Origin of the sequence: Pseudomonas sp. RL_5y_Pfl2_73 (genome assembly GCF_963970515.1) — a bacterium.
Classification (GTDB): Bacteria; Pseudomonadota; Gammaproteobacteria; order Pseudomonadales; family Pseudomonadaceae; genus Aquipseudomonas.
Window position 1 is genome coordinate 66,582 of sequence record NZ_CAXAPD010000003.1, and the last position, 22,657, is coordinate 89,238.

Sequence of the window (22,657 nt, forward strand, 5' to 3'; positions counted from 1 at the left end):
TTTAAGTCCGCCTTGGTGCTGCGACCCATTGCCGCGGCGCGTGGCCGTCGGATGCTTCGGTGCGATGCTTGGGTGAGTAGGCTCCGTGACTAATTATTGGTCGGGACTATCCGTTCCCATGGGTGACAACTTGCAAGCCGAATCCAGGCAGGAACCCCCCATGACCGACGCGTTCGAACTCCCCATCACCCTGGCTCATGCCCTCCAGCGCCGCGCCGCGTTGACGCCGGACCGGGTGGCCCTGCGCTTCCTTACCGACACCCCCGGGCAGGGTGTGGTGTTGAGTTATCGCGACCTGGACCTGCGTGCTCGCACCATCGCCGCCGTCTTGCGGGCCGAGGCAACGCTGGGGGATCGCGCCGTGCTGCTGTTCCCCAGCGGTCCGGATTACGTCGCGGCGTTCTTTGGCTGCCTCTATGCCGGGGTGATTGCCGTGCCGGCCTATCCGCCGGAGTCCGCCCGTCGCCATCATCAAGAGCGCTTGCTGTCGATCATTGCCGACGCCGAACCGCGCCTGTTGCTCACCCGCAGCGACCTGCGCGAGCCGTTGCAAGCCATCGAATCAGCACCGCCGGTGTTGTGCGTCGATACCCTCGACCCGGCCCGCGCGGGGCAATGGCGGATGCCGACGTTGCAGGACGATGACATTGCCTTCCTGCAATACACGTCCGGCTCTACCGCGTTGCCCAAGGGCGTGCAGGTCAGTCACGGCAACCTGGTCGCCAACGAACTGCTGATACGCCAGGGCTTCGGCATCGATCTGAACCCTGATGACGTCATCGTCAGCTGGCTACCGCTGTACCACGACATGGGCTTGATCGGCGGCTTGCTACAGCCGGTGTTCAGCGGCGTCCCGTGCGTATTGATGTCGCCGGCCTACTTCCTGGCCCGCCCCCAGCGTTGGCTCGAAGCAATCAGCGAGTACGGCGGCACCATCAGCGGTGGCCCGGACTTCGCCTATCGGCTGTGCAGCGAACGGGTCAGTGACTCGGCCCTGCAGCATCTCGACCTGAGCGGCTGGCGCGTGGCCTATTCCGGTTCCGAGCCGATCCGCCTCGACACGCTGGAGCGGTTTGCCGAGAAGTTCGCCCCGTGCGGCTTCACGCCGGACAATTTCATGGCCTCCTACGGCTTGGCCGAAGCGACTCTATTCGTCGCCGGCACGCCACGCCGCCACGGCATTCCTTCGCTGCGGATCGATGATGCGGCACTGGCACAAAACCGTGCCGAGCCGGGGCAGGGCAGTGCGGTGATGAGTTGCGGTGTCAGCCAGCCCGGGCACGCAGTACTGATTGTCGAGCCCGCTACGTTGCAGCCGCTGGCCGACAATCAGGTCGGTGAAGTCTGGGCTGCCGGCCCGAGCATCGCCCTGGGCTACTGGCGCAACCCCGAAGCCAGCGCCAAGACCTTTGTCCAGCACGAGGGCCGGACCTGGCTGCGTACCGGTGACCTGGGTTTCTTGCGCGGCGGCGAGCTGTTCATCACCGGTCGCCTGAAAGACCTGCTGATCGTCCGGGGGCACAACCTCTACCCCCAGGACATAGAGCAAACCATCGAGCGCGACGTGGAGGTGGTGCGCAAGGGGCGCGTGGCTGCGTTCGCGGTCAACGATGGCGGCGAGGAAGGCATCGGCATCGCGGCGGAAATCAGCCGCAGCGTGCAGAAAATTCTGCCGCCCGAAGCCTTGATCAAAGCCATTCGCCAGGCCGTGGCCGAGGCCTGCCAGCAAGCCCCTAGCGTGGTGGTGCTGCTCAATCCCGGCGCGTTGCCCAAGACCTCCAGCGGCAAGTTGCAGCGCTCGGCCTGCCGCAGCCGATTGGCCGACGGCAGCTTGGACCGTTATGCACAGTTCCCATCAGCCGAAGTCGAGGTCGCTGATGAATCTGCGCCGTCCTCCGAGCTACAAACGCTCATCGGCCAAATCTGGCGGGAGCAGTTGCAGGTCGAACAAATCCAGGCTGATGATCATTTCTTCCTGCTGGGCGGTAACTCCATCGCCGCCACCCAGGTGATCGCACGACTGGGCGAAACCCTCGGGCTGGCGCTCAACCTGCGCCTGCTGTTCGAGGCCCCGACCCTGGCCGCGTTCGCCGCAGCGGTGGCGAACCAGCAACAGGGCGGCGGCCAGCCTCAAGGCGCAATCAGCGTATTGTCGCGCGACAAAGCGTTGCCGCAATCCTTGGCCCAGAACCGTTTGTGGTTTACCTGGCAGCTCGATCCGACGAGCCATGCCTACAACATTCCCGGCGCCTTGCACCTGCGCGGTGAGTTGGACGAAGACGCGTTGCGCACCAGTTTCCAGCAACTGATCGAGCGTCATGAGTCCCTGCGCACGCGGTTCCTGGAGCGTGATGGCGTGGCCCTGCAACAGGTCGATCCGGCAGGCGAATTCGAACTGCACGTCATCGACCTCGGCGACCTGCCTGCCGACTCGCGCGAAGCCCGGGCGCGCCAGGTTCGAGAAGACGAAGCGGCCACGCCGTTCGATCTGGAGAAGGGGCCGCTGCTGCGGGTCAGCCTGTTGCGTCTTGACGAGGATGACCATCAGTTGCTGGTGACGCTGCACCACATCGTCGCCGACGGCTGGTCAATGGATGTGTTGATCGAAGAGTTCTCCCGCTTGTACCTCGCCGCCTCCCAAGGCCAGGTCGCCGGTCTGGCGCCGTTGCCCTTGCAATACGCCGACTACAGCAGTTGGCAGCGCCAGTGGCTCGCCCAGGGCGAGGCCGAGCGCCAACTGAGCTACTGTAAGCAGCAACTGGGCGCGGAACATTCGGCCCTGGTGCTGGGCACGGATCACCCGCGCAGCGCTCAACGCCAGCGCAGTGCCGCACGGCATAGCCTGCGCCTGGACAAGGGCCTCGGCGATACCTTGCGCCACGTGGCCCAGGCTCACGACGCAACGCTGTTCATGCTGTTGCTGGCAGCCTTCCAGGCGCTGTTGCAGCGTTACACCGGCCAATCCGATATTCGCATCGGCGTGCCCAATGCCAACCGTCCGCGCCTGGAAACCCAGGGGCTGATCGGCTTCTTCATCAACACCCAAGTCTTGCGCGGGCAGGTTGATTCCCGTCAACCGTTCGCCGCGCTGCTGGCCCAGGCCCGGGAAGCCACACTCGGTGCCCAGGCCCACCAGGACCTGCCGTTCGAACAATTGCTCGAAGCGTTTCCCGAGGCGCGTGAACAAGGTCTGTTCCAGGTGATGTTCAACCACCAGCAGCGTGACTTGAGTGCCTTGCGGCGCCTGCCGGGGTTACTGGTCGAGGCATTGCCGTGGCACAGCCGCGAAGCCAAGTTCGACCTGCAACTGCACAGCGAAGAAGATCGCAATGGCCGCTTGACGCTGTCGTTCGACTACGCCGACGAACTGTTCGAGGCGGCGACTATCGCCCGTCTGGCGACGCATTACTGCAACCTGTTGCGGGCGGTCTGTGCCGATCCGCAGCAAGCCATTGGCGATGTGCCGTTATTGGGCGCCGATGAACACAGCCAGCAGCAGCAATGGAGCGCAGCCCCGTGCGCGCCGGCCAGCCAATGGCTGCCGGAGCAATTGAACGAGCAGGCCCGGCGCACGCCGCAGCGGATCGCGTTGCGCTGGGACGGTGGCCAACTCGATTATGCCGAGCTGCACGCCCAGGCCAATCGCCTGGCCCATTACCTGCGGGACAAGGGCGTTGGCCCGGACGTGTGCGTGGCGATTGCCGCCGAGCGTTCGCCGCAGTTGCTCATCGGCGTGCTGGCGATCGTCAAGGCTGGTGGCGCCTATGTGCCGCTGGATGTGGACTACCCGGCCGAACGCCTGGCGTACATGCTCCACGACAGTGGCGTCGACTTGCTGCTGACCCAAACCGCACTGCTGGAGCGTTTGCCGGCGTGCGACGGCGTCAGTGTCATCGCCATCGACGCCCTGCATCTGGAGCAATGGCCGAGCCACCCGCCGGGCCTGCACCTGCACGGCGACCACCTGGCCTACGTCATCTACACCTCCGGTTCCACCGGCCAGCCCAAAGGCGTCGGCAATACCCACGCGGCCCTGGCCGAGCGCCTGCAATGGATGCAAGCGACCTACGGGCTGGATGCCACCGATGTGCTGATGCAAAAGGCCCCCATCAGCTTCGATGTGTCGGTCTGGGAATGCTTCTGGCCGCTGATCACCGGCAGCGAATTGGTGCTGGCCGGCCCCGGCGAACACCGTGACCCGCACCGCATCGCCCAGTTGGTGCAGCAGTTTGGCGTCACCACGCTGCACTTCGTGCCGCCTTTGCTCAGTCTGTTTGTCGATGAGCCGTTGAGCGCCCGCTGCAGCAGCCTGCGCCGGCTGTTCTGCGGTGGCGAAGCCTTGCCTTCCGAACTGCGCAACCGGGTCTTGGCGCAACTGCCGTCGGCGCAACTGCACAACCGCTACGGCCCGACCGAAACCGCGATCAACGTCACCCATTGGCATTGCACCGAGGCCGATGGCGAGCGCTCGCCGATCGGTCGACCTTTGGGCAACGTGCTGTGCCGGGTACTCGACAGCGACCTCAATCCCGTACCAGCCGGTGTGCCGGGCGAGTTGTGCATTGGCGGCCTGGGCCTGGCCCGGGGTTACCTCGGTCGTCCGGGCCTGAGCGCCGAGCGTTTCGTCGCCGACCCATTGGGGCCGGTCGGTGCGCGGTTGTACCGGACCGGCGACCGCACGCGCTGGAGCACTGACGGCGTGATCGAATACCTTGGCCGTCTCGACCAGCAGGTCAAGCTGCGCGGTTTTCGGGTTGAACCGCAGGAAATCGAAGCGCGTCTGCTGGCCCAGGACGGTGTCGCCCACGTGGCGGTGTTGGTGCGCGACACCTCGGCCGGTCCGCAGTTGATCGGCTATTACACCGCCCCGGATGTCGCCCAGGATCAGGACGAGTTGAACCATCGACTCAAAACCGCCCTGGCCGCCGAGCTGCCCGACTACATGGTGCCGGCCCAACTGCTGCGCCTGGACGCCATGCCCCTGGGCCCGAGCGGTAAACTCGACCGACGCGCCTTGCCCGAACCGCAATGGCAGGTGCGCGAGCACGTCGAGCCGGGCAGTGCCCTGGAGCAGCAAATCGCCGGCATCTGGCGCGAGGTGCTGGGCCTTGCGCGCATCGGCCTGCGGGACGATTTCTTTGCCCTCGGCGGCCATTCGCTGCTGGCGACCCAGATCATTTCCCGCACCCGCCAAATCTGTGACGTCGAACTGCCGCTGCGCACTTTGTTCGAGGCCAGTGAGCTGGGGGCCTTCGCTGAACAGGTGCGCTTGATCCAGACCAGCGGCCAGATCAACCGCCAGCCGCCCATTGAGACGGTCGACCGCAGCCAACCAGTGCCGCTTTCCTATTCCCAGCAGCGCATGTGGTTCCTCTGGCAGATGGAGCCGGACAGCCCGGCCTACAATGTCGGAGGCATGGCGCGGTTGCGCGGGGTGCTGGATGTCGGGCGCTTCGAGGTGGCCTTGCAGGCGTTGATCCTGCGCCACGAAACCCTGCGCACCACGTTCCCGAGCGTCGATGGCGTGGCCCGCCAGCAGGTGCACGGCGAGACGGGCCTGTGCATGGACTGGAAGGACTTCTCGAGGCTGGCCGCCGACATTCGCCAGCAGCGGGTACAGCAACTGGCCGACAGCGAGGCCCACCGGCCCTTCGACCTGGAAACCGGGCCGCTACTGCGGGCCTGCCTGGTCAAGACCGCCGAGCATGAGCATTACTTTGTCCTGACGTTGCACCACATCGTCACCGAAGGCTGGGCGATGGACATTTTCGCCCGTGAACTGAGCGCGCTGTACGAAGCCTTCATCGACGATCGCGAATCGCCCCTGGAACCCTTGCCGGTGCAGTACCTGGACTACAGCGTCTGGCAGCGTCAGTGGCTGGAGTCCGGTGAGTGTCAGCGACAACTCGACTATTGGACCGCGCAGTTGGGCCGCGAACATCCGCTGCTGGAACTGCCCGGTGACCGTCCGCGGCCATCGGTGCAAAGTCATCGCGGCGAACTGTTCCGTTTCGACCTCAGTGATGATTTGGCGACGCGGGTTCGTGGTTTCAACGCGCAACATGGCCTGACCCTGTTCATGACCATGACCGCGGCCCTGGCCGTGCTGCTCTACCGCTACAGTGGCCAGACCGACCTGCGTATCGGCGCGCCGGTGGCCAACCGCATCCGCCCGGAAAGCGAAGGGCTGATCGGGGCATTCCTCAACACCCAGGTCCTGCGCTGCCAACTCGACGGGCAGATGTCGGTGGGTGAACTGTTCGAACAGGTGCGCCGCACCGTCATCGAAGGCCAGTCCCATCAGGATTTGCCGTTCGATCATCTGGTGGAAGCCCTGCAACCACCGCGCAGTGCGGCCTACAACCCGCTGTTCCAGGTGATGTGCAACGTGCAGCGCTGGGAGTTCCAACAGAGTCGCACGCTGGCCGGTATGACCGTCGAATACCTGGTCAACGACGCCCGGGCCACCAAGTTCGACCTCAACCTGGAAGTCACCGACCTGGATCAGCGCCTGGGTTGCTGCCTGACCTACAGCACCGACCTGTTCGACGAACCGCGCATCGCGCGCATGGCGGGACACTGGCGCAATCTGCTGGAAGGGTTGCTGGTCGATCCGGCCCGACGCCTGAGCGAACTGCCGTTGCTGGATGCCCGCGAGCAGCAACAACTGCTCGACAGCCTGGGCGTCGAGCCCGGTCAGCATCGCCTGGACCACTGCCTGCACGAACTGTTCGACGAACAGGCCCGGATGCGTCCCGACGCGCCGGCCCTGACTTTCGCCGGGCAGACCCTGACGTATGCGCAGTTGAACAGCCGCGCCAATCGCCTGGCCTGGATGCTGCTTGAGCGAGGAGTCGGGCCGCAGGTGCGGGTTGGCCTGGCCCTGGAGCGCTCGCTGGAAATGGTCATCGGCCTGCTGGCGATCCTCAAGGCTGGCGGTGCCTATGTGCCGCTGGACCCGGAATACCCGCTGGACCGCTTGAGCTACATGATCGAGGACAGCGGCGTCAGCCTGCTGCTCAGTGACCGGGCGATGTTCCAGGCCCTCGGTGCAGTGCCCGAGGGAGTGGGGTGCTGGTGCCTGGAAGATGATTCGGCGGCCCTGGCCCACTACCCGGATCAGGCGCCGCCGCGGATCACCTTGGCGCAACACCAGGCGTACCTGATCTACACCTCGGGCTCCACCGGCAAGCCCAAGGGCGTGGTGGTGTCTCACGGTGAAATCGCCATGCATTGTCAGGCAGTGATCCAGCGTTTCGGCATGCGCCCGGACGATTGCGAGCTGCATTTCTATTCCATCAACTTCGACGCGGCCACCGAACGCCTGCTGGTACCGTTGCTCAGTGGCGCCCACGTGGTGCTGCGGGCCCAGGGCCAATGGGACGCCGAGGAAATCTGCGGGCTGATTCGCCAGCATCGCATCAACATCCTTGGTTTCACCCCCAGCTATGGCAGCCAGTTGGCGCAGTGGTTGGCGACCCAGGGCCAGACCCTGCCGGTGCGCATGTGCATCACCGGCGGCGAAGCCCTGACCGGCGAGCATTTGCAGCGCATTCGCGCCGCGTTCAGCCCGCGCCTGTTCTTCAACGCCTATGGCCCGACCGAAACCGTGGTTATGCCGTTGGCGAGCCTGGCTCCGGAGCGATTGGAAGAGGGTGCGACCAGTGTGCCGATTGGCAGCGTGATTGGCGCCCGCGTGGCGTACGTCCTCGACGCCGACCTGGCGTTGGTGCCGCAAGGCGCCACAGGTGAGTTGTATGTGGGCGGCGCCGGTCTGGCCCAGGGTTATCACCAGCGTCCGGGCATGACCGCCGAGCGCTTCGTCGCCGACCCGTTTGCCAGCAAGGGCGGACGCCTCTATCGCACCGGCGACCTGGTGCGCCAGCGTGCCGACGGTCTGGTGGAATACCTGGGACGGCTCGACCATCAGGTGAAAATCCGCGGCTTTCGCATCGAACTGGGCGAAATCGAAACCCGCCTGCTGGAGCATGAGGCGGTGCGCGAGGCCGTGGTATTGGCCCTCGACACGCCTGGCGGCAAGCAACTGGCCGGTTACCTGGTGAGCGACGTCGCCAGCCAGGACGGCGAGCAACAAGCGCTCCTGCGCGAAGCCTTGAAGAACCATCTTAAGGCCCAGGTGCCGGACTACATGGTGCCCACGCATTTGATCCTGCTGGCAAGCATGCCACTGACCGCCAACGGTAAACTCGACCGCCGCGCCTTGCCGCTGCCCGATCCTGGACTCAATCGCCAGCACTACGTGGCGCCGAGCAATGCCTTGGAGCAGACCCTGGCGGCGATCTGGTGCGAGGTGCTGAACGTCGGGCAAGTGGGCCTTAACGATAACTTCTTCGAGCTGGGCGGCGATTCGATCCTGTCCATCCAGGTGGTCAGCCGCGCCCGGCAGCAGGGCGTTCATTTCACGCCCCGCGACCTGTTCCAGCACCAGACCGTCCAGACCCTGGCCGCCGTTGCCACGCGCAGCCAGCAGGTGCACGCCGAGCAGGGCCTGTTGCAGGGTGAGTCCGGGTTGACGCCGATCCAGCACTGGTTCTTCGAGCGCCAGATCCCCAAACGGCATCACTGGAATCAGGCGCTGGTGCTGGAGCCGACCACGGCCCTGGCGCCGCAACCTCTGGAACAGGCACTGCGCAGTGTCTTCCAGCACCACGATGCCTTGCGCCTGGGCTTTGGTGAAAACGCCGGGCATTGGCGCGCCGAGCACCAGCCATTGTCTGACGTTGCGCTGTTGCAGCACGTGTTCGTGGACACCACCCAGGATTGCGAAGCGTTGTTTGCCCAGACGCAGCGCAGCCTGAGTCTGCCAAGCGGACCCTTACTGCGAGCAGTGCTGGCGGAGACCGCCGACGGTCAGCAACGGTTGCTGATCGTCATCCATCACCTGGTGGTCGATGGTGTGTCGTGGCGGGTGCTGATGGACGATCTGCAAACCGTCTACCGCCAGCTCACTGCCGGGCAGGAGGTGCAGTTGCCGGCCAAGACCAGCCCCTTGGGGGACTGGGCTGCGCGCTTGCAGGCCTACGCCGGTAGCGAATCCCTGCGCGAAGAACTGGAGTGGTGGCAAGCGCAGTTGAGCGGCGCGCAGGTGCAACTGCCCTGCGCGAATCCCGAGGGTGGGCTGCAGGAACGTCATGCTGAAACCGTCAGCGTGCGTCTGGACGCCGAGCGCACCCGGCAACTGTTGCAACAGGCGCCGAGCGCCTACCGCACCCAGGTCAACGACCTGCTGCTCACCGCGCTGGCCCGGGTGCTGTGCCGTTGGAGCGGCCATGCCTCGGCCCTGGTCCAGCTTGAAGGCCACGGCCGCGAAGCGCTGTTCGACGACATCGACCTGACTCGCACCGTCGGCTGGTTCACCAGCGTCTATCCCGTGCGCCTGAGTCCAGCAACCGAAGGCTTCGCAGCGTCGATCAAGGCCATCAAGGAACAGTTGCGCGCGGTGCCTCACAAGGGCCTCGGCCATGGCGTATTGCACTACCTGGCGGACGCGACGACTCGCCAGACGATGGCCGGTCTGCCGCACGCGGCGATCACCTTCAACTACCTGGGCCAGCTCGACCAGACCCTGGGGCATGATGCGTTGTTCCAGCCGCTGGATGCGCCGCTGGGTGCGATCCACGATCCCGATGCGCCGCTGCCCAATGAGCTGAGCGTCGACAGCCAGGTCAGCGGTGGCGAATTGTTGCTGCGCTGGACGTTCAGCCGCGAACGTCATGATCGTCAGGCTATCGCCATCCTGGCCGATGCTTACCTCGATGAATTGCAACGCCTGATCGAACACTGCCTGACAGACGAGGCGGGCGGCCTCACGCCATCGGATTTTCCCCTGGCGAAGTTGACCCAGGGCCAACTCGACAGCCTGCCGGTAGCGGCCGGACAGATCGAAGACGTCTACCCGCTGACGCCGATGCAGGAGGGCATGCTCCTGCACACCTTGCTGGAGCCGGGCACGGGCCTGTACTACATGCAGGATCGCTACCGCATCAACAGCGAACTGGATCCGCAGCGTTTTGCCCAGGCCTGGCAAGCGGTCATCGCCCGCCACGAAGCTTTGCGCGCGTCGTTCTGCTGGAACGTCGGCGAACAGATGCTGCAAATTATCCATAGGCCCGGCAGCACGCCGGTGGACTACCTCGACTGGTCTTCGGTGCCCGAAGACGCCCAGGAAGCCAAGCTCCAGGCGCTGCTCAAGAACGAGCGCGAGGACGGTTTCGATCTGTTGAACCAGGCGCCGTTTCACCTGCGACTGATTCGGGTCGGCGCGGCACGCTACTGGTTCATGATGAGTAACCACCACATCCTCATCGATGCGTGGTGTCGTTCGCTGCTGATGGAAGACTTCTTCGAGATCTACACTGCCCAGGGTGAAAACCGCGAACCGCAGTTGAGCGTGCCACCGCGCTATCGCGACTACATCGGCTGGTTGCAGCACCAGAGCCTGGCCGAAGCCCGGCAGTGGTGGCAACGCAACCTGCAAGGCTTCGAGCGGACCACGCCGATCCCTGGCGACCGGCCGTTCCTGCGCGAGCACGCCGGTGACAGCGGCGGCATGAGCGTCGGCGACTGCTACACCCGTCTCGATGCCCGGGACGGTGCGCGGCTGCGGGAATTGGCCCAGGCCCATCAACTGACGGTCAACACCTTCGCCCAGGCGGCGTGGGCGTTGGTGCTGCGGCGAGTCAGCGGCGACCGCGACGTGCTGTTCGGCGTCACTGTGGCCGGGCGCCCGGTGGCGCTGCCGCAGATGCAACGCACCGTGGGGCTGTTCATCAACAGCATCGCCTTGCGCGTGCAGATGCCTGAGGACCATCAGCGCTGCAGCGTGCGCCAGTGGCTCAGGGATTTGCTGGACAGCAACATGCAATTGCGCGAGTACGAATACCTGCCGCTGGTGAGCATCCAGGAGGTCAGCGAACTGCCCAAGGGCCAGCCGCTGTTCGACAGTTTGTTCGTGTTCGAGAACGCGCCGGTGGAGGTCTCGGTGCTGGACCGCGCCCAAAGCCTCAACGCCACGTCGGACTCGGGCCGGACCCACACCAATTTCCCGCTGACGGCGGTCTGCTATCCGGGGGATGACCTGGGGCTGCACCTTTCCTACGACCAGCGCTACTTCGATGAAAGCACCATCCAGGGGCTGCTGGGCGAGTTCAAGCGGTTGCTGCTGGCGTTGATGGAGGGCTTGCACGGCGACATGAGCGAGCTGCCGCTGATCGGTGCCGAAGAACAGGACTTCCTGATCGAGGGCTGCAACCAGAGCGAGCATGCCTATCCGCTGGAGCAAAGCTACGTCGAGCTCTTCGAGGCGCGGGTCGCGGCCCATCCGCACCGCCCTGCGGTCAGTTGCCTGGACGCGAGCTACAGCTACGCCGAGCTGAATGCGCGCAGCAACCGCCTCGGTCACGCCCTGATCGCTGCCGGTGTCGGCCTGGATCAGCCAGTGGCGCTGCTGGCCGAACGAGATGCCGAGCTGCTGGGCATGATCATCGGTAGCTTCAAGGCTGGTGCCGGCTACCTGCCGCTGGACCCAGGCCTGCCGAGCCAGCGCCTGAGCCGCATCATCGGATTGAGCCGCACGCCGTTGCTGGTTTGCACCCAGGCCTGCCAGGCCCAGGCGCAGGCCTTGCTGGACGAGTTCGCCTGCTCCGGGCGGCCGAAGTTGCTGGTGTGGGAAAGCGTCCAGGCCAGCGCTCTTTCGCTGGTAAACCCAGGCGTCTACAGCGGGCCGGATAACCTGGCCTACGTGATCTACACCTCCGGCTCCACCGGCCTGCCCAAAGGCGTGATGGTGGAGCAGCGGGGCATGCTCAACAATCAGCTGAGCAAGGTGCCGTACCTAGCGCTGAGCGAGGCGGATGTGATCGCCCAGACGGCGTCCCAGAGTTTCGATATTTCGGTCTGGCAGTTCCTGGCCGCGCCGTTGTTCGGTGCCCGGGTCGATATCGTGCCCAATGCCATTGCCCACGACCCGCAAGGGCTGCTGGAGCATGTACAGCAGCAGGGCATTAGCGTGCTGGAAAGTGTGCCGTCGCTGATTCAGGGCATGCTTGCCCAGGAACGCGTTGGTCTGGACGGCTTGCGCTGGATGCTGCCCACCGGCGAAGCGATGCCGCCGGAGCTGGCGCACCAGTGGTTGTTGCGTTACCCGGACACCGTTCTGGTCAATGCCTACGGCCCGGCGGAATGCTCCGACGACGTGGCGTTCTTCCGTGTCGACCTGGCCTCGACCCGGGGTACGTATCTGCCGATCGGCACGCCCACCGACAACAATCGTCTGTACCTGCTCGACGGCGCGCTGGACCTGGTGCCGTTGGGCGCGGTGGGTGAGTTGTGCGTGGCGGGCACCGGGGTTGGGCGCGGTTATGTCGGCGATCCGTTGCGCACCGCCCCGGTCTTTGTGCCGAATCCGTTCGGAGCGCCTGGGGAGCGACTGTACCGCACCGGTGACCTGGCACGGCGGCGCAGCGACGGGGTCTTGGAGTACGTCGGACGCCTCGACCATCAGGTGAAGATCCGCGGCTACCGCATCGAGCTGGGGGAAATCGAAGCCCGCTTGCATGAACAGCCGGAAGTGCGCGATGGGGCGGTGGGCGTGCAGGAAGGCGCCAATGGCAAGCATCTGGTGGGCTACCTCGTTGCCACCGACTCGGCGCTCAAGCCTGCCGAACGCCTGGAGCGCATCAAGCAGCGCCTGCGGGCGGAACTGCCGGAATACATGGTGCCGCTGCACTGGCTGTGGCTCGAGCGCCTGCCCCTCAACGCCAACGGCAAGCTCGATCGCAAGGCCTTGCCGGCCCTGGAGATCGGCCAGTTGCACCGCCAGGACTACCAAGCCCCCGGCAATGCGCTGGAGCAGACCCTGGCAGATATCTGGGCCCAGGTGCTGAAAGTCGAGCGGGTGGGGATGCGGGACAACTTCTTCGAATTGGGCGGGCATTCCTTGCTGGCAACGCAAATCGCCTCACGGGTGCAAAAGACCCTGCAACGCAACGTGCCGCTACGGGCGATGTTCGAATGCAGCACGGTGCAGGAACTGGCCGACTACATCGATGGGCTGGCGGCCAGCGAAATCACCGAGGAGAAGGTGGATCGGTTGAATGACCTGATGGCGGAGTTGGAAGGCCTGTAGCTTTGCGGCGCGCGTAACGGCCTCATCGCGGGCAAGCCTTGCTCCCACAGGGATCAGCTGTGAACAGAGTATTTGTGTTCGAGCATCAACCCTGTGGGAGCAAGGCTTGCCCACGATGGGGGGCGCTACAGGCACTGCTGGCTCAGAGGTTGACGGCCCAGCCCGCTCAGCTCAGTCTCCCCAGGGCTTTTTCCAGACTCAAACAAGGAGGTCATCCATGCCCTTTGCAATCATTGACGGACAACCGCTTCACTACCTGGACCAAGGCCAGGGTCCGGTGCTGCTGTTGGGCAGCAGCTATCTGTGGGACCACAGCATGTGGACGCCGCAGATCGAGGTGTTGTCCCAGCATTATCGGGTCATCGCCCTGGACTTGTGGGGACACGGCCAGTCCGGGTGTTTGCCTGAGGGCATGACCTCCCTGGACGACCTGGCTCGTCAGGCATTGGCATTGATGGATCACCTGGACATCGACTGCTTCAATCTGGTCGGACTTTCGGTGGGCGGAATGTGGGGCGCTCGGTTGGCACTGGCGGCGCCTGAGCGCGTGCAATCGCTGGTGTTGATGGACACCTACGTCGGCGTCGAGCCGGAACCGACCCGCCAGTACTACTTCTCGTTGTTCGACAAGATCGAGGCCGGCGGCAGTATTCCCGAACCCTTGCTGGACATCATCGTGCCGATTTTCTTCCGGCCAGGTATCGACCCGCAGTCGGCGTTCTACCAGCAGTTGCGCGCCACATTGGCCGCGCTGCCGACCGAGCGCCTGCGCGACAGCATCGTGCCGTTGGGGCGGATCATTTTCGGTCGGGACAGCATCCTGCCCCGCCTGCATGAACTGGACGCCAAGCGCACGACGGTGATGTTTGGCGACCAGGACAAACCGCGTCCACCGTCCGAGTCCCTGGAAATGGTCGAGCTGATCGGGTGTCCCCATGTGGTGATTCCGCAGGCGGGGCACATCTCCAACCTGGAGAATCCGGAATTCGTGAACGGGGCGTTGCTGGAGTTCCTGGCGCGCAAGCTCTGACTGCTGGCTAACCGTGGCGAGGGAGCTTGCTCCCGCTGTGCTCTGTAGGAGCTGGCGAAGCCTGCGATCTTTTAATCTTGATCTTTCGTTTGAGACTCAACTGTTTGGGACAAGATCGCAGCCTCGTTGCACTCGTCAGCTCCTACACAGCTACAGGCGCACCCCAGCGCGAGCAAGAGCAGTTTTGGACGTTGGATTACTTCGGTCCGAGAATCTTCACCAGTTTGTCCGGCGACGGCGCGCCTTGCTGCTGTTGCAAGTCGCCTTTTTCATCCAGATAGAAAATCGCCGGAGTGGCGGACAGTTCCAGCTCGTCCATCAACTGCTGGTTGGCGTCCAGTTTTGCCTGGATGGCCGGCGGTATGGCCTTGAGCGGTTTGAGCGGGCTGCCCTTGCCGGCCTTTTCATGCTCGGCCAGGGCTTTTTCCGGGTCCTTGGCCGCCAGCAAGGCGGCGGATTTACCCGGGCTGTCTTCGCGGATGATGCCCACCATGATGTGACGCAACTGCACCTTGCCGGCCTTGACCCAGGGCCGAGCCTGTTCCCAGAACATGTTGCAGTACGGGCAGTTCGGATCGCTGAACAGGTACACCGTGCGCGGTGCGTCCTTGTTGCCGTCGGCGATCCAGTTGCTGGCCTCCATCTTCGCCCAGACGGCCTTGGCCATCGGTGCATAAACCAGTTTTTGCAGTGGCTCGACGCTCAGGTCCTTGCCGTCGGCGTCGTACAGGTTGCCCAGCAGGACGTGCTGCCCATCCGGGGTCAGGTACAGCGCCATGCCTCGGTTCTGGTATTGCGCCGCGTAACCACGCAAGCCGTCCGGCGCGTCGAAGGTGCCGATGATTTTTGCGCCCTTGGCTTCGATCTTCTTGATGGCCGCGGGCAATTCTTCGGCCTGGAGCAGCGGGGCTTGCGACAGTGCGGCGGCGACGGCCAGGGTCAGCAGGTGGCGGAGGCGGGGCATGGTGATTTCCTTGTGGCGGAGTGGGGCATCGTGGGCGAGTCCGGCGTTTCGAAGTTTTCCAGGGCATGAGCCAGGCTCGCTTCCGACAATTCCCCCAGATGGCTGCCCAGCAGGCGACCGTCGGCGCTGTAGAACAGGGTGGTTGGCAGGGCCATGGAGCCGACGGCCTGGCCGAGGCGGCCACTGCCATCGAACAACACGTTGTCCAGGCTCAGGCCTTGAGTGGCGAGGTAGGTGCTGACGCTTTGCATGCTTTCGGCCTGATTGACGAACAGGAAGGTCAGGTCTGGACGCTGTTGCTGGGCTTCTTCGAGCACCGGCATTTCACGCCGGCAGGGCGGGCACCAGGTGGCCCATAGATTGATCACCAGGGGGCCGCCCTGGTAGTCGGTGAGCTTCACGGTCTCGCCGTCGGCGGTGCGCAGGTTGATGTCCGGCAGCCGGGTGCCTTGTTCATAAATCGTCAACGACAGGGTCGCCACCAGCCAGAACAGCAAGCCGCTGACGACGCCGAAGCCCAATGGCCGGCGCAGGGGTGGACGGCGCCGGGCCCACAACAAGGCGCCAATCAGCAGCGCCACGATGCCCGGCCAGGCCAGGAAGCCACCGTCGCGCAGGTCGACGATCTGCCACGGGTCGTCCCGATAATGTTGCCAATAGGCGGCGACGAAGCCGATCCGTGCGGCCAGCAGACCCAGTAGAAACAGCACGAACAGCACTGACTCGGGGTTTTCGCCTTCCCGCTTGGCCACCCGCCAGCCGACGAAGGTTGCCAGGGCCAGGGCGCTGATAAGCAACAGGTGGTTAAGGGCGATGGCAAAGGTGCCCAAGGTAAACGTCAGCATCAGCGGGCGTCCCGGGCGAGGTTCCAGCGTTCGAGGAACGCCTTGGCGTCGACTTCGCCGGTGATCCGCTGGCTGCGGCGCTCTTCACCGTCGGCGCCGATCCACAGCAGGCTCGGCGGCCCCGGCACCTGGTAACGGCCCAGCAGCTCGCGGCTGGCGGGGCTGTCGGTGGTGACATCCAGGCGCAGCAGGCGCACGCCTTTCAGGGCGTCCAGCACTTCGCTGCGGCCGAAGACCTGTTTTTCCATGATCTTGCAGGACACGCACCAGTCGGCGTAGTAGTCCAGCAGCACCCACTGGCCCTGGGCCTTGGCGGCGTCCAGTTCCCGCTGCAGGGCGGCGGGCTCGCTGACCGTGACGAACGCGTCATGGGCGCTGACGGTCGCACTGCCCTCGCTGCCGGCGTAGACCTTCAGCGGCTGGAAGAAATCATCGCCACCGCCCGCCGCGCCAATCACCAGCAGGCTGCCCCACAGGCCGAACAGCAACGAGGCGCTGCCGCAGACATAGGCGATGCGGCCGAACCCTTCGGTCTGGCGCCAGGCGCTGTAGGCGGCAATCAACAACAGCATGCCCCACAGGCCGACCCACAACGAACCGTCGATGATCGGGCGAATCATCAGCAGCGCGGTGCCCAGGAACAGGAAGCCGAACACGCCCTTGAGCAGGTTCATCCAGGCGCCGGGCTTGGGCAGGAAGCGATTGCCCACGGTCACCAGCAGCAACAGTGGCAGGCCCATGCCGATGCCCATGGTGAACAGGATCAGCCCGCCGTGCAGCGCATTGCCGCTCTGGGCGATGTACAGCAGTGCGCCGGCCAGCGGCGCGGTCATGCAAGGGCCCACCAACAGGCCGGACAGTGCCCCGAGAATGCCGGCGCCCACCAGGCTGCCACCGCGGCGCTGGCGCCCGGCGTTTTCCAGGCGGTCACGCAGGGCGGCCGGCAATTGCAATTCGAAGAAACCGAACATGGGCAGTGCCAGCAACACGAATACGGCCGCGAAGCTGCCCAGCAGCCACGGTTGTTGCAGCAGCGCCTGGAGGTTGGCGCCCAGCAGCGCGGCGAGCACGCCCATGGCGGCGTACACCAGGGCCATGCTGATCACGTAGCTGCCGGCCAAGGCCAGGCCGCGTCTCGGCCCGGCGCCGCTGCCCACCACCAATCCCGCCAAAATCGGCAGCATCGGCAGCGAACACGGTGTGAACGCCAGCAGCAGGCCCAAGCCGAAGAACACCAGCAGGCTCCAGCCCAAGGCCCGTTGTTGCAGGCCGCTGGCCAGGGCCTGGTCCGGCGCCTCGCCGCTGGCCGCCACCGGTGCGCTGCCACCCAGGTCGACCACTTGGGTCTGGGGTGGATAGCACAGGCCGGCGTCGGCGCAGCCCTGGAAGCCGACCTTGATCTTGCCCGTGGCACCGGCGGGTATCTTCAGCTCCAGCGCCTGGCGATAGACCTGCTGGTCGCCGAAAAACTCGTCGCTGTGGGCGTCACCCTCCGGCAGCTGCGGTTTTTGCGCCTCGGCCAGGCCATCGAACTTGAGCCGCTGCTGATACAGGTAGTACCCATCGGCGATCTGCCAGAACAGCTGGGTTTCACCGGAGTCCAGGCGTTCGGAGGTAAATACGAACGCCTTTTCCACCGGCAGGAAATCGGGTTTGGTTTCGAAGGGATTGGCGGCCTGGGCCAGGCCCGAGATCAGGAACAGCCACAGCAAAAGCAATCGATGCATGGGTAACGCCTTAGAACGAAGCAAGTGGGGTGCACAATGGCGACAGGCGATTAACTTGAAGTTAACGCCAATCTGGAGAACTTGTCGGCTAAGCGATGGGCCCCTGAGTCAATCGGGAAGTCAGATGACGTCGCTATAGGTTAACCGGTATTCAGACATCGGAGGGTGGCTCAGTTTCCACGTTTGGGCCTGTTGCTTGGCTTGCGCGATCTGTGCGGCTGTCAGCTCACTCTCAAGGGCTCTGAGATTGCGGGCTGACTCGGTGTGACGCCTGAATTCCCTGGTCGTGTCAACCACCAGCCACAACAGGGCATAGGCTGTGACAAGGTCTTCTTCATAGCCGTATTCTCGCTCGTCTTCGTCCATGTCGTATTCCGTCGAGAGCGCGAGGGCGTAGCTGATCAAGGCACTGACGTCATTTAATTCCAGTCTTTTTTCCAGCCAGAGGCGCTTGATCGGCTTATCGTTACGCACGGAGATCAGGTTGGAATACGCAGACATTGCTTTCGGCAGGCCTGCCGTCGCCGCTTCCAAGTATAGCCTTTTGATTTCTTTGGAAGGTGTGAGACCGGCCGGCACGAGATTTTCGTTGGAGCCATATAAGCCGGCCAGAATATATTTCGCTTCGGCCGAGCCGGCCTGCTCGGATTTTCTCAGCGATTCGATGTTTTTGTTCAGTTCATAATCCTGCAAACAGCCCATCGCGCTATCGACGTTGGCATCGATCAGGGTCTTGGCTTTTTTGAGTGATGGTCCATCCCCCAGTCGCAACAAGGCATAGACATGATCCTGGTCGGCAGCCTTTTGATACCAGCGGCGAGCCTCTTCGGTCATGCCGGCAGCGCTGCGCCGAATGGATTCCGCCAGGGCGTACTGCGCGTCCTTGTCGCTGTCCGTGGCCCCAATCAACAGAAGAGGTTTTGCACGATTGAATTCCCCCAGATTGTACAACTGCAGCCCTTCGGTCGTTGCCGTGGCTCGTTGCGTTTTTACCCTATCGATCATGCGCTGGATCGAGTCGACAAAATTGGCAAAAGTGGTGAGTGCGTCTTGATGTGAATACATGTTGGATACCTGCGTGAATAGAAGGAAATATGTGTTCAGCGGGTATCAAGGTAAAGGTGACGGTCCGGTCGGGTGCGGTATATATGTATGGCGAACCATCCATATATTTCCAAAGTTTTCAGTTTTTTCCTCACGTTCATCGCTTGTTCGGGTTGCCATAATTGAGCCTTAATGTTCACTTGATTCACTCGGGTTTTTACTCTTGGAGCGTTCATGCGCGTTTTGGTCTGCGAAGACGATGAGTTGATTGCCAGCGGGATCGTTGCCGGCCTTACGGCGCAGGGCCTGACTGTCGAGCACGTGGCCACCGCATCGGCGGCGCGGGCGATGGTCGGCGTGGCGGAATTCGACGTCATGGTGCTGGACTTGGGATTGCCTGATGAGGATGGTCTCAAGCTGCTCAGGCAACTGCGTCAGCAGGGGTTGGAGACGCCGGTGCTGATCCTCACCGCCCGGGACTCGGTGACCGACCGGGTCGACGGCTTGCAGGCCGGCGCCGATGACTACCTGCTCAAACCCTTCGACCTGCGCGAGCTTGCGGCGCGCCTGCACACGTTGCTGCGGCGCGTGGCGGGGCGCAGTGTCAACCTGATCGAGCACGGTCGCCTGACTTACGACCCCAGCAGTCGGGAAACCACCCTGGACGGCCAGCCGGTGGATCTGTCCCGGCGCGAGCAATCGCTGTTGCAGGCACTGTTGCACAGTCGCGGCCGGGTACTGTCCACCGAGCAACTCAAGGACAGCGTCTACGGGTTCAACGACGAATTGGAAAGCAACGCCCTCAACGTCCATATCCATCACCTGCGGCGTAAGCTGGGTAACGGGATTGTCGAGACTGTACGTGGCCTGGGCTATCGCTTGGGGCCGGCCGAAGGTGGAGAACCTTCCAAGTGATGAGCCTGCGACTGCGTTTGAGCCTGACCCTCGGCGCGGCCTTTGCCCTGATCTGGGCCTTGGCCGCGGCGTGGATGCTCAGTGATCTGCGCAACCAGATGATGTTTTCCCTCGACCAGCGCCTGGTGGCTTCGGCGCGGATGGTCGCCGGACTGCTGGAACAGATGCCACCGTTGTCCAGCAAGGGCGACGGCACGCATTTGAGCGCCGAGCAATTGAGCATTCCCGGCGGCATGGCCTGTCAGGTCAGTTCCTTGCGCGGCGAGATTCTGGCACGCAGCCACGGCACTCCAGAACAAACCCTGGAAGCCGAGAAAATGGGCTTTCACGATCAGATGATCGACGGCTCGCCCTGGCGCAGCTTCACCCTGGCCAGGGGGGACTTGCGCATCACCACCGCCGACCGCCAGATCGAGCGCGAAGCCTTGAACATGTCGATACTACTGGCCGCTTCGGTGCCGGTGGGCGTGGCGCTGCTCGGTTGCCTGTGCCTGTTGTGGCTGGGCATCGGCCAGGGCCTGGCACCGCTCAATCGTATTCGCGATGCGTTGATGCGGCGCAATGCCGATTCCCTGGAGCCCTTGCAGATCCATCCATTGCCCAGCGAATTGCGACCGCTGCTGGAGACCCAGAACCAGTTATTCCAGCGCATCGGCAAGACCATCGAGCGCGAGCGACGGCTGACCGGCGACGCCGCCCACGAGTTGCGCAGCCCGCTGACTGCCATCAAGACGCACCTGCAAGTGGCGCGCATGACCGAGGGTGCCGCCCGCGACCAGTCCCTGGCCCGGGCCGAGGAGGGCGCCGACCGCATGCACCGCACACTCGAACAGTTGCTACTGCTGGCTCGGGTCGAAGGCAGCCTGTCGTTCGACGATGGCGTGCAATGCAACGCCGAGCAGGTCGCCCGGTTGGCAATACAGGATGCCGCCAGCAGTGATTCGCGGCGCGTCAGGTTGCACCTGTCCCCAGGGTTGTCCGACGCCTCGGTGCAAATGCCGGCAGTGCTTTCCATCGCCGCCTTGCGCAACCTGCTGGATAACGCCCTGCGCCATACCCCGGACGATACCGATGTGGAGCTGAGCCTGGAGATGGTCGGCCAGCGTGTGCGTTTTCAGGTCCGTGACCACGGCCCCGGCATCGCCGCCGACGACATCCAGCACCTGACTCAGCGCTTCTGGCGTAACGGCCAGAGCACCGGCTGCGGATTGGGGCTGGCGATCGTTCAGGCCATCGTCCAGCGTTGCGGCTGCGGCCTGCATTTCGACAGTCTCCCGGATGGGCTGCGGGTCGAGTTGACGGTGCCGGTGCAGGTATTACCGGCCTGATCCACTTCAGGCATGGCCTGCGGGAAGGCTCCCATAGGCCTCACGAACAGGCCGCTGATCGCGTCGACCGGGAAAGTGCTGCCCGAGAGTAAATCCCTGCGTTGCTGATGCGTTTCCACAACAGGAAACCCGCACATGCGCTCCGACCGGAGGCGCACCTGTGCGGTGTGTCATTACTTCAGCGTATTGCGGGGTCGAGGGATGTCAGTCGCCAACAGTCTTATCGAAGCACAGCCGGCCCGGGTCAGCCCTGCGCCGGCCGAGACGCTCTACCAGTTCAATGAGTCGCCGCTGCTGGCCCGCCAGAGTCGGCAGGAGTCCAATGCCCGCAGCTATCCACGGCGGATTCCCTTGGTCCTCAAGCGTGCCAAGGGGCTGTATATCGAGGACGTCGAGGGCCGCACCTTCATTGACTGCCTGGCCGGCGCCGGCACTCTGGCGCTGGGGCATAACCACCCGGTGGTGATCGAAGCGATCCAGCAGGTGCTGGTCGATGAGCTGCCGCTGCATACCCTGGACCTGACCACGCCGGTCAAGGACCGTTTCGTCCAGGACCTGTTCGGTCTGTTGCCGGCAGAGTTGGTCGCCGAGGCGAAGATCCAGTTCTGCGGCCCCACCGGTACCGATGCGGTGGAGGCCGCCCTCAAGCTGGTGCGCACCGCCACCGGACGTAGCACCGTGCTGTCGTTCCAGGGCGGTTATCACGGCATGAGCCAGGGGGCGTTGAGCCTGATGGGCAGCTTGGGGCCGAAGAAGCCCTTGGGTGCCTTGCTCAGCAGCGGTGTGCAGTTCATGCCATACCCCTACGATTACCGCTGCCCGTTCGGACTGGGCGGTGTGGCGGGCGTGAAGGCCAATCTGCATTACCTGGAAAACCTGTTGAATGACCCCGAGGCTGGCGTGCAATTGCCGGCCGCCGTCATCGTCGAAGTGGTGCAGGGCGAGGGCGGGGTCATTCCCGCCGATCTGGACTGGCTACGCGGCTTGCGGCGGATCACTGAGCAGGCGGGGGTGGCGTTGATCGTCGACGAAATCCAGAGCGGCTTTGGCCGTACCGGCAAGATGTTTGCGTTCGAGCACGCCGGGATCATCCCGGACGTGGTCGTGCTGTCCAAGGCCATTGGTGGCAGCCTGCCGCTGGCGGTGGTGGTCTATCGCGACTGGCTCGACACCTGGCTGCCGGGTGCTCACGCCGGGACCTTCCGCGGCAATCAGATGGCCATGGCCGCCGGTTCCGCGGTGATGCGCTATCTGCAGGAGCACGATCTGCCGGCCCACGCCGCCGCCATGGGCGAACGCTTGAGTGAGCACCTGCGCATCCTGCAGCGAGACTTCCCACAACTGGGCGATATCCGCGGTCGCGGGTTGATGCTCGGCGTCGAACTGGTGGACCCGGCGGGCAAGCCCGACGCCCTGGGCCATCCGCCGGTACATGCACGGCTGGCGCCACGGCTGCAACGTGAATGCCTCAAGCGCGGGCTGATCCTGGAACTGGGTGGCCGACAGGGCGGCGTGGTGCGGTTCCTGCCACCACTGATCATCACAAAGGCGCAAATCGACCGGGTTGCCGAGATTTTCGGGCGAGCGATGCAGGCGGCGCTCGTCGAGACCTAATTTTCACTCGGCCCCGCTCGTTCCTTTCATACCCTGGCTGCGC

At 64.2% G+C, this 22,657-nt stretch carries 9 protein-coding genes; 5 read left to right on the forward strand and 4 right to left on the reverse strand.

The window, feature by feature from the left end; translation table 11 throughout:
* Nucleotides 1–160: 160 nt before the first annotated feature.
* Nucleotides 161–13,147: a non-ribosomal peptide synthetase gene (locus AACY42_RS03670; protein WP_339476604.1), complete on the forward strand. Its 12,987-nt coding sequence runs from the start codon at nucleotides 161–163 to the stop codon at nucleotides 13,145–13,147.
* A gap of 217 nt (nucleotides 13,148–13,364) precedes the next feature.
* The gene (locus AACY42_RS03675; protein ID WP_339476610.1) at nucleotides 13,365–14,177 is read left to right on the forward strand and encodes an alpha/beta fold hydrolase; all 813 of its coding nucleotides are present in this window, start codon (nucleotides 13,365–13,367) and stop codon (nucleotides 14,175–14,177) included.
* Between the two features lie 196 nt (nucleotides 14,178–14,373).
* On the opposite strand, the gene dsbG is transcribed toward AACY42_RS03675, so the two are convergent.
* From dsbG to AACY42_RS03695, 4 genes are all read right to left on the reverse strand, one after another.
* Nucleotides 14,374–15,141, reverse strand: a complete 768-nt coding sequence (dsbG, locus tag AACY42_RS03680; protein ID WP_339476612.1) for a thiol:disulfide interchange protein DsbG — start codon at nucleotides 15,139–15,141, stop codon at nucleotides 14,374–14,376.
* The gene (locus tag AACY42_RS03685) at nucleotides 15,117–15,986 is read right to left on the reverse strand and encodes a TlpA disulfide reductase family protein (protein ID WP_339476614.1); all 870 of its coding nucleotides are present in this window, start codon (nucleotides 15,984–15,986) and stop codon (nucleotides 15,117–15,119) included. Before AACY42_RS03685 ends, dsbG begins: the two co-directional genes overlap by 25 nt.
* Nucleotides 15,986–17,713, reverse strand: a complete 1,728-nt coding sequence (gene dsbD / locus AACY42_RS03690) for a protein-disulfide reductase DsbD (RefSeq protein WP_339476615.1) — start codon at nucleotides 17,711–17,713, stop codon at nucleotides 15,986–15,988. Before dsbD ends, AACY42_RS03685 begins: the two co-directional genes overlap by 1 nt.
* A gap of 120 nt (nucleotides 17,714–17,833) precedes the next feature.
* Nucleotides 17,834–18,778 carry a tetratricopeptide repeat protein gene (locus AACY42_RS03695; RefSeq protein WP_339476618.1) on the reverse strand — a complete coding sequence of 315 codons (945 nt, stop codon included), beginning with the start codon at nucleotides 18,776–18,778 and terminating at the stop codon, nucleotides 17,834–17,836.
* Between the two features lie 213 nt (nucleotides 18,779–18,991).
* On the opposite strand from AACY42_RS03695, the gene AACY42_RS03700 reads away from it, so the two are divergent.
* The 3 genes from AACY42_RS03700 (at nucleotide 18,992) to AACY42_RS03710 (ending at nucleotide 22,614) form a co-directional block, all read left to right on the forward strand.
* On the forward strand, nucleotides 18,992–19,672 hold the full coding sequence (locus tag AACY42_RS03700) for a response regulator (protein WP_339476619.1): 681 nt from the start codon (nucleotides 18,992–18,994) through the stop codon (nucleotides 19,670–19,672).
* Nucleotides 19,669–21,000 carry an ATP-binding protein gene (locus tag AACY42_RS03705; protein WP_339476620.1) on the forward strand — a complete coding sequence of 444 codons (1,332 nt, stop codon included), beginning with the start codon at nucleotides 19,669–19,671 and terminating at the stop codon, nucleotides 20,998–21,000. The genes AACY42_RS03700 and AACY42_RS03705 overlap by 4 nt, the downstream gene beginning before the upstream one ends.
* Nucleotides 21,001–21,201: 201 nt before the next feature.
* Nucleotides 21,202–22,614 (forward strand): aspartate aminotransferase family protein, encoded by a 1,413-nt coding sequence (locus AACY42_RS03710; protein ID WP_339477060.1) that lies wholly within the window; start codon nucleotides 21,202–21,204, stop codon nucleotides 22,612–22,614.
* The last annotated feature ends 43 nt before the right edge of the window (nucleotides 22,615–22,657 follow it).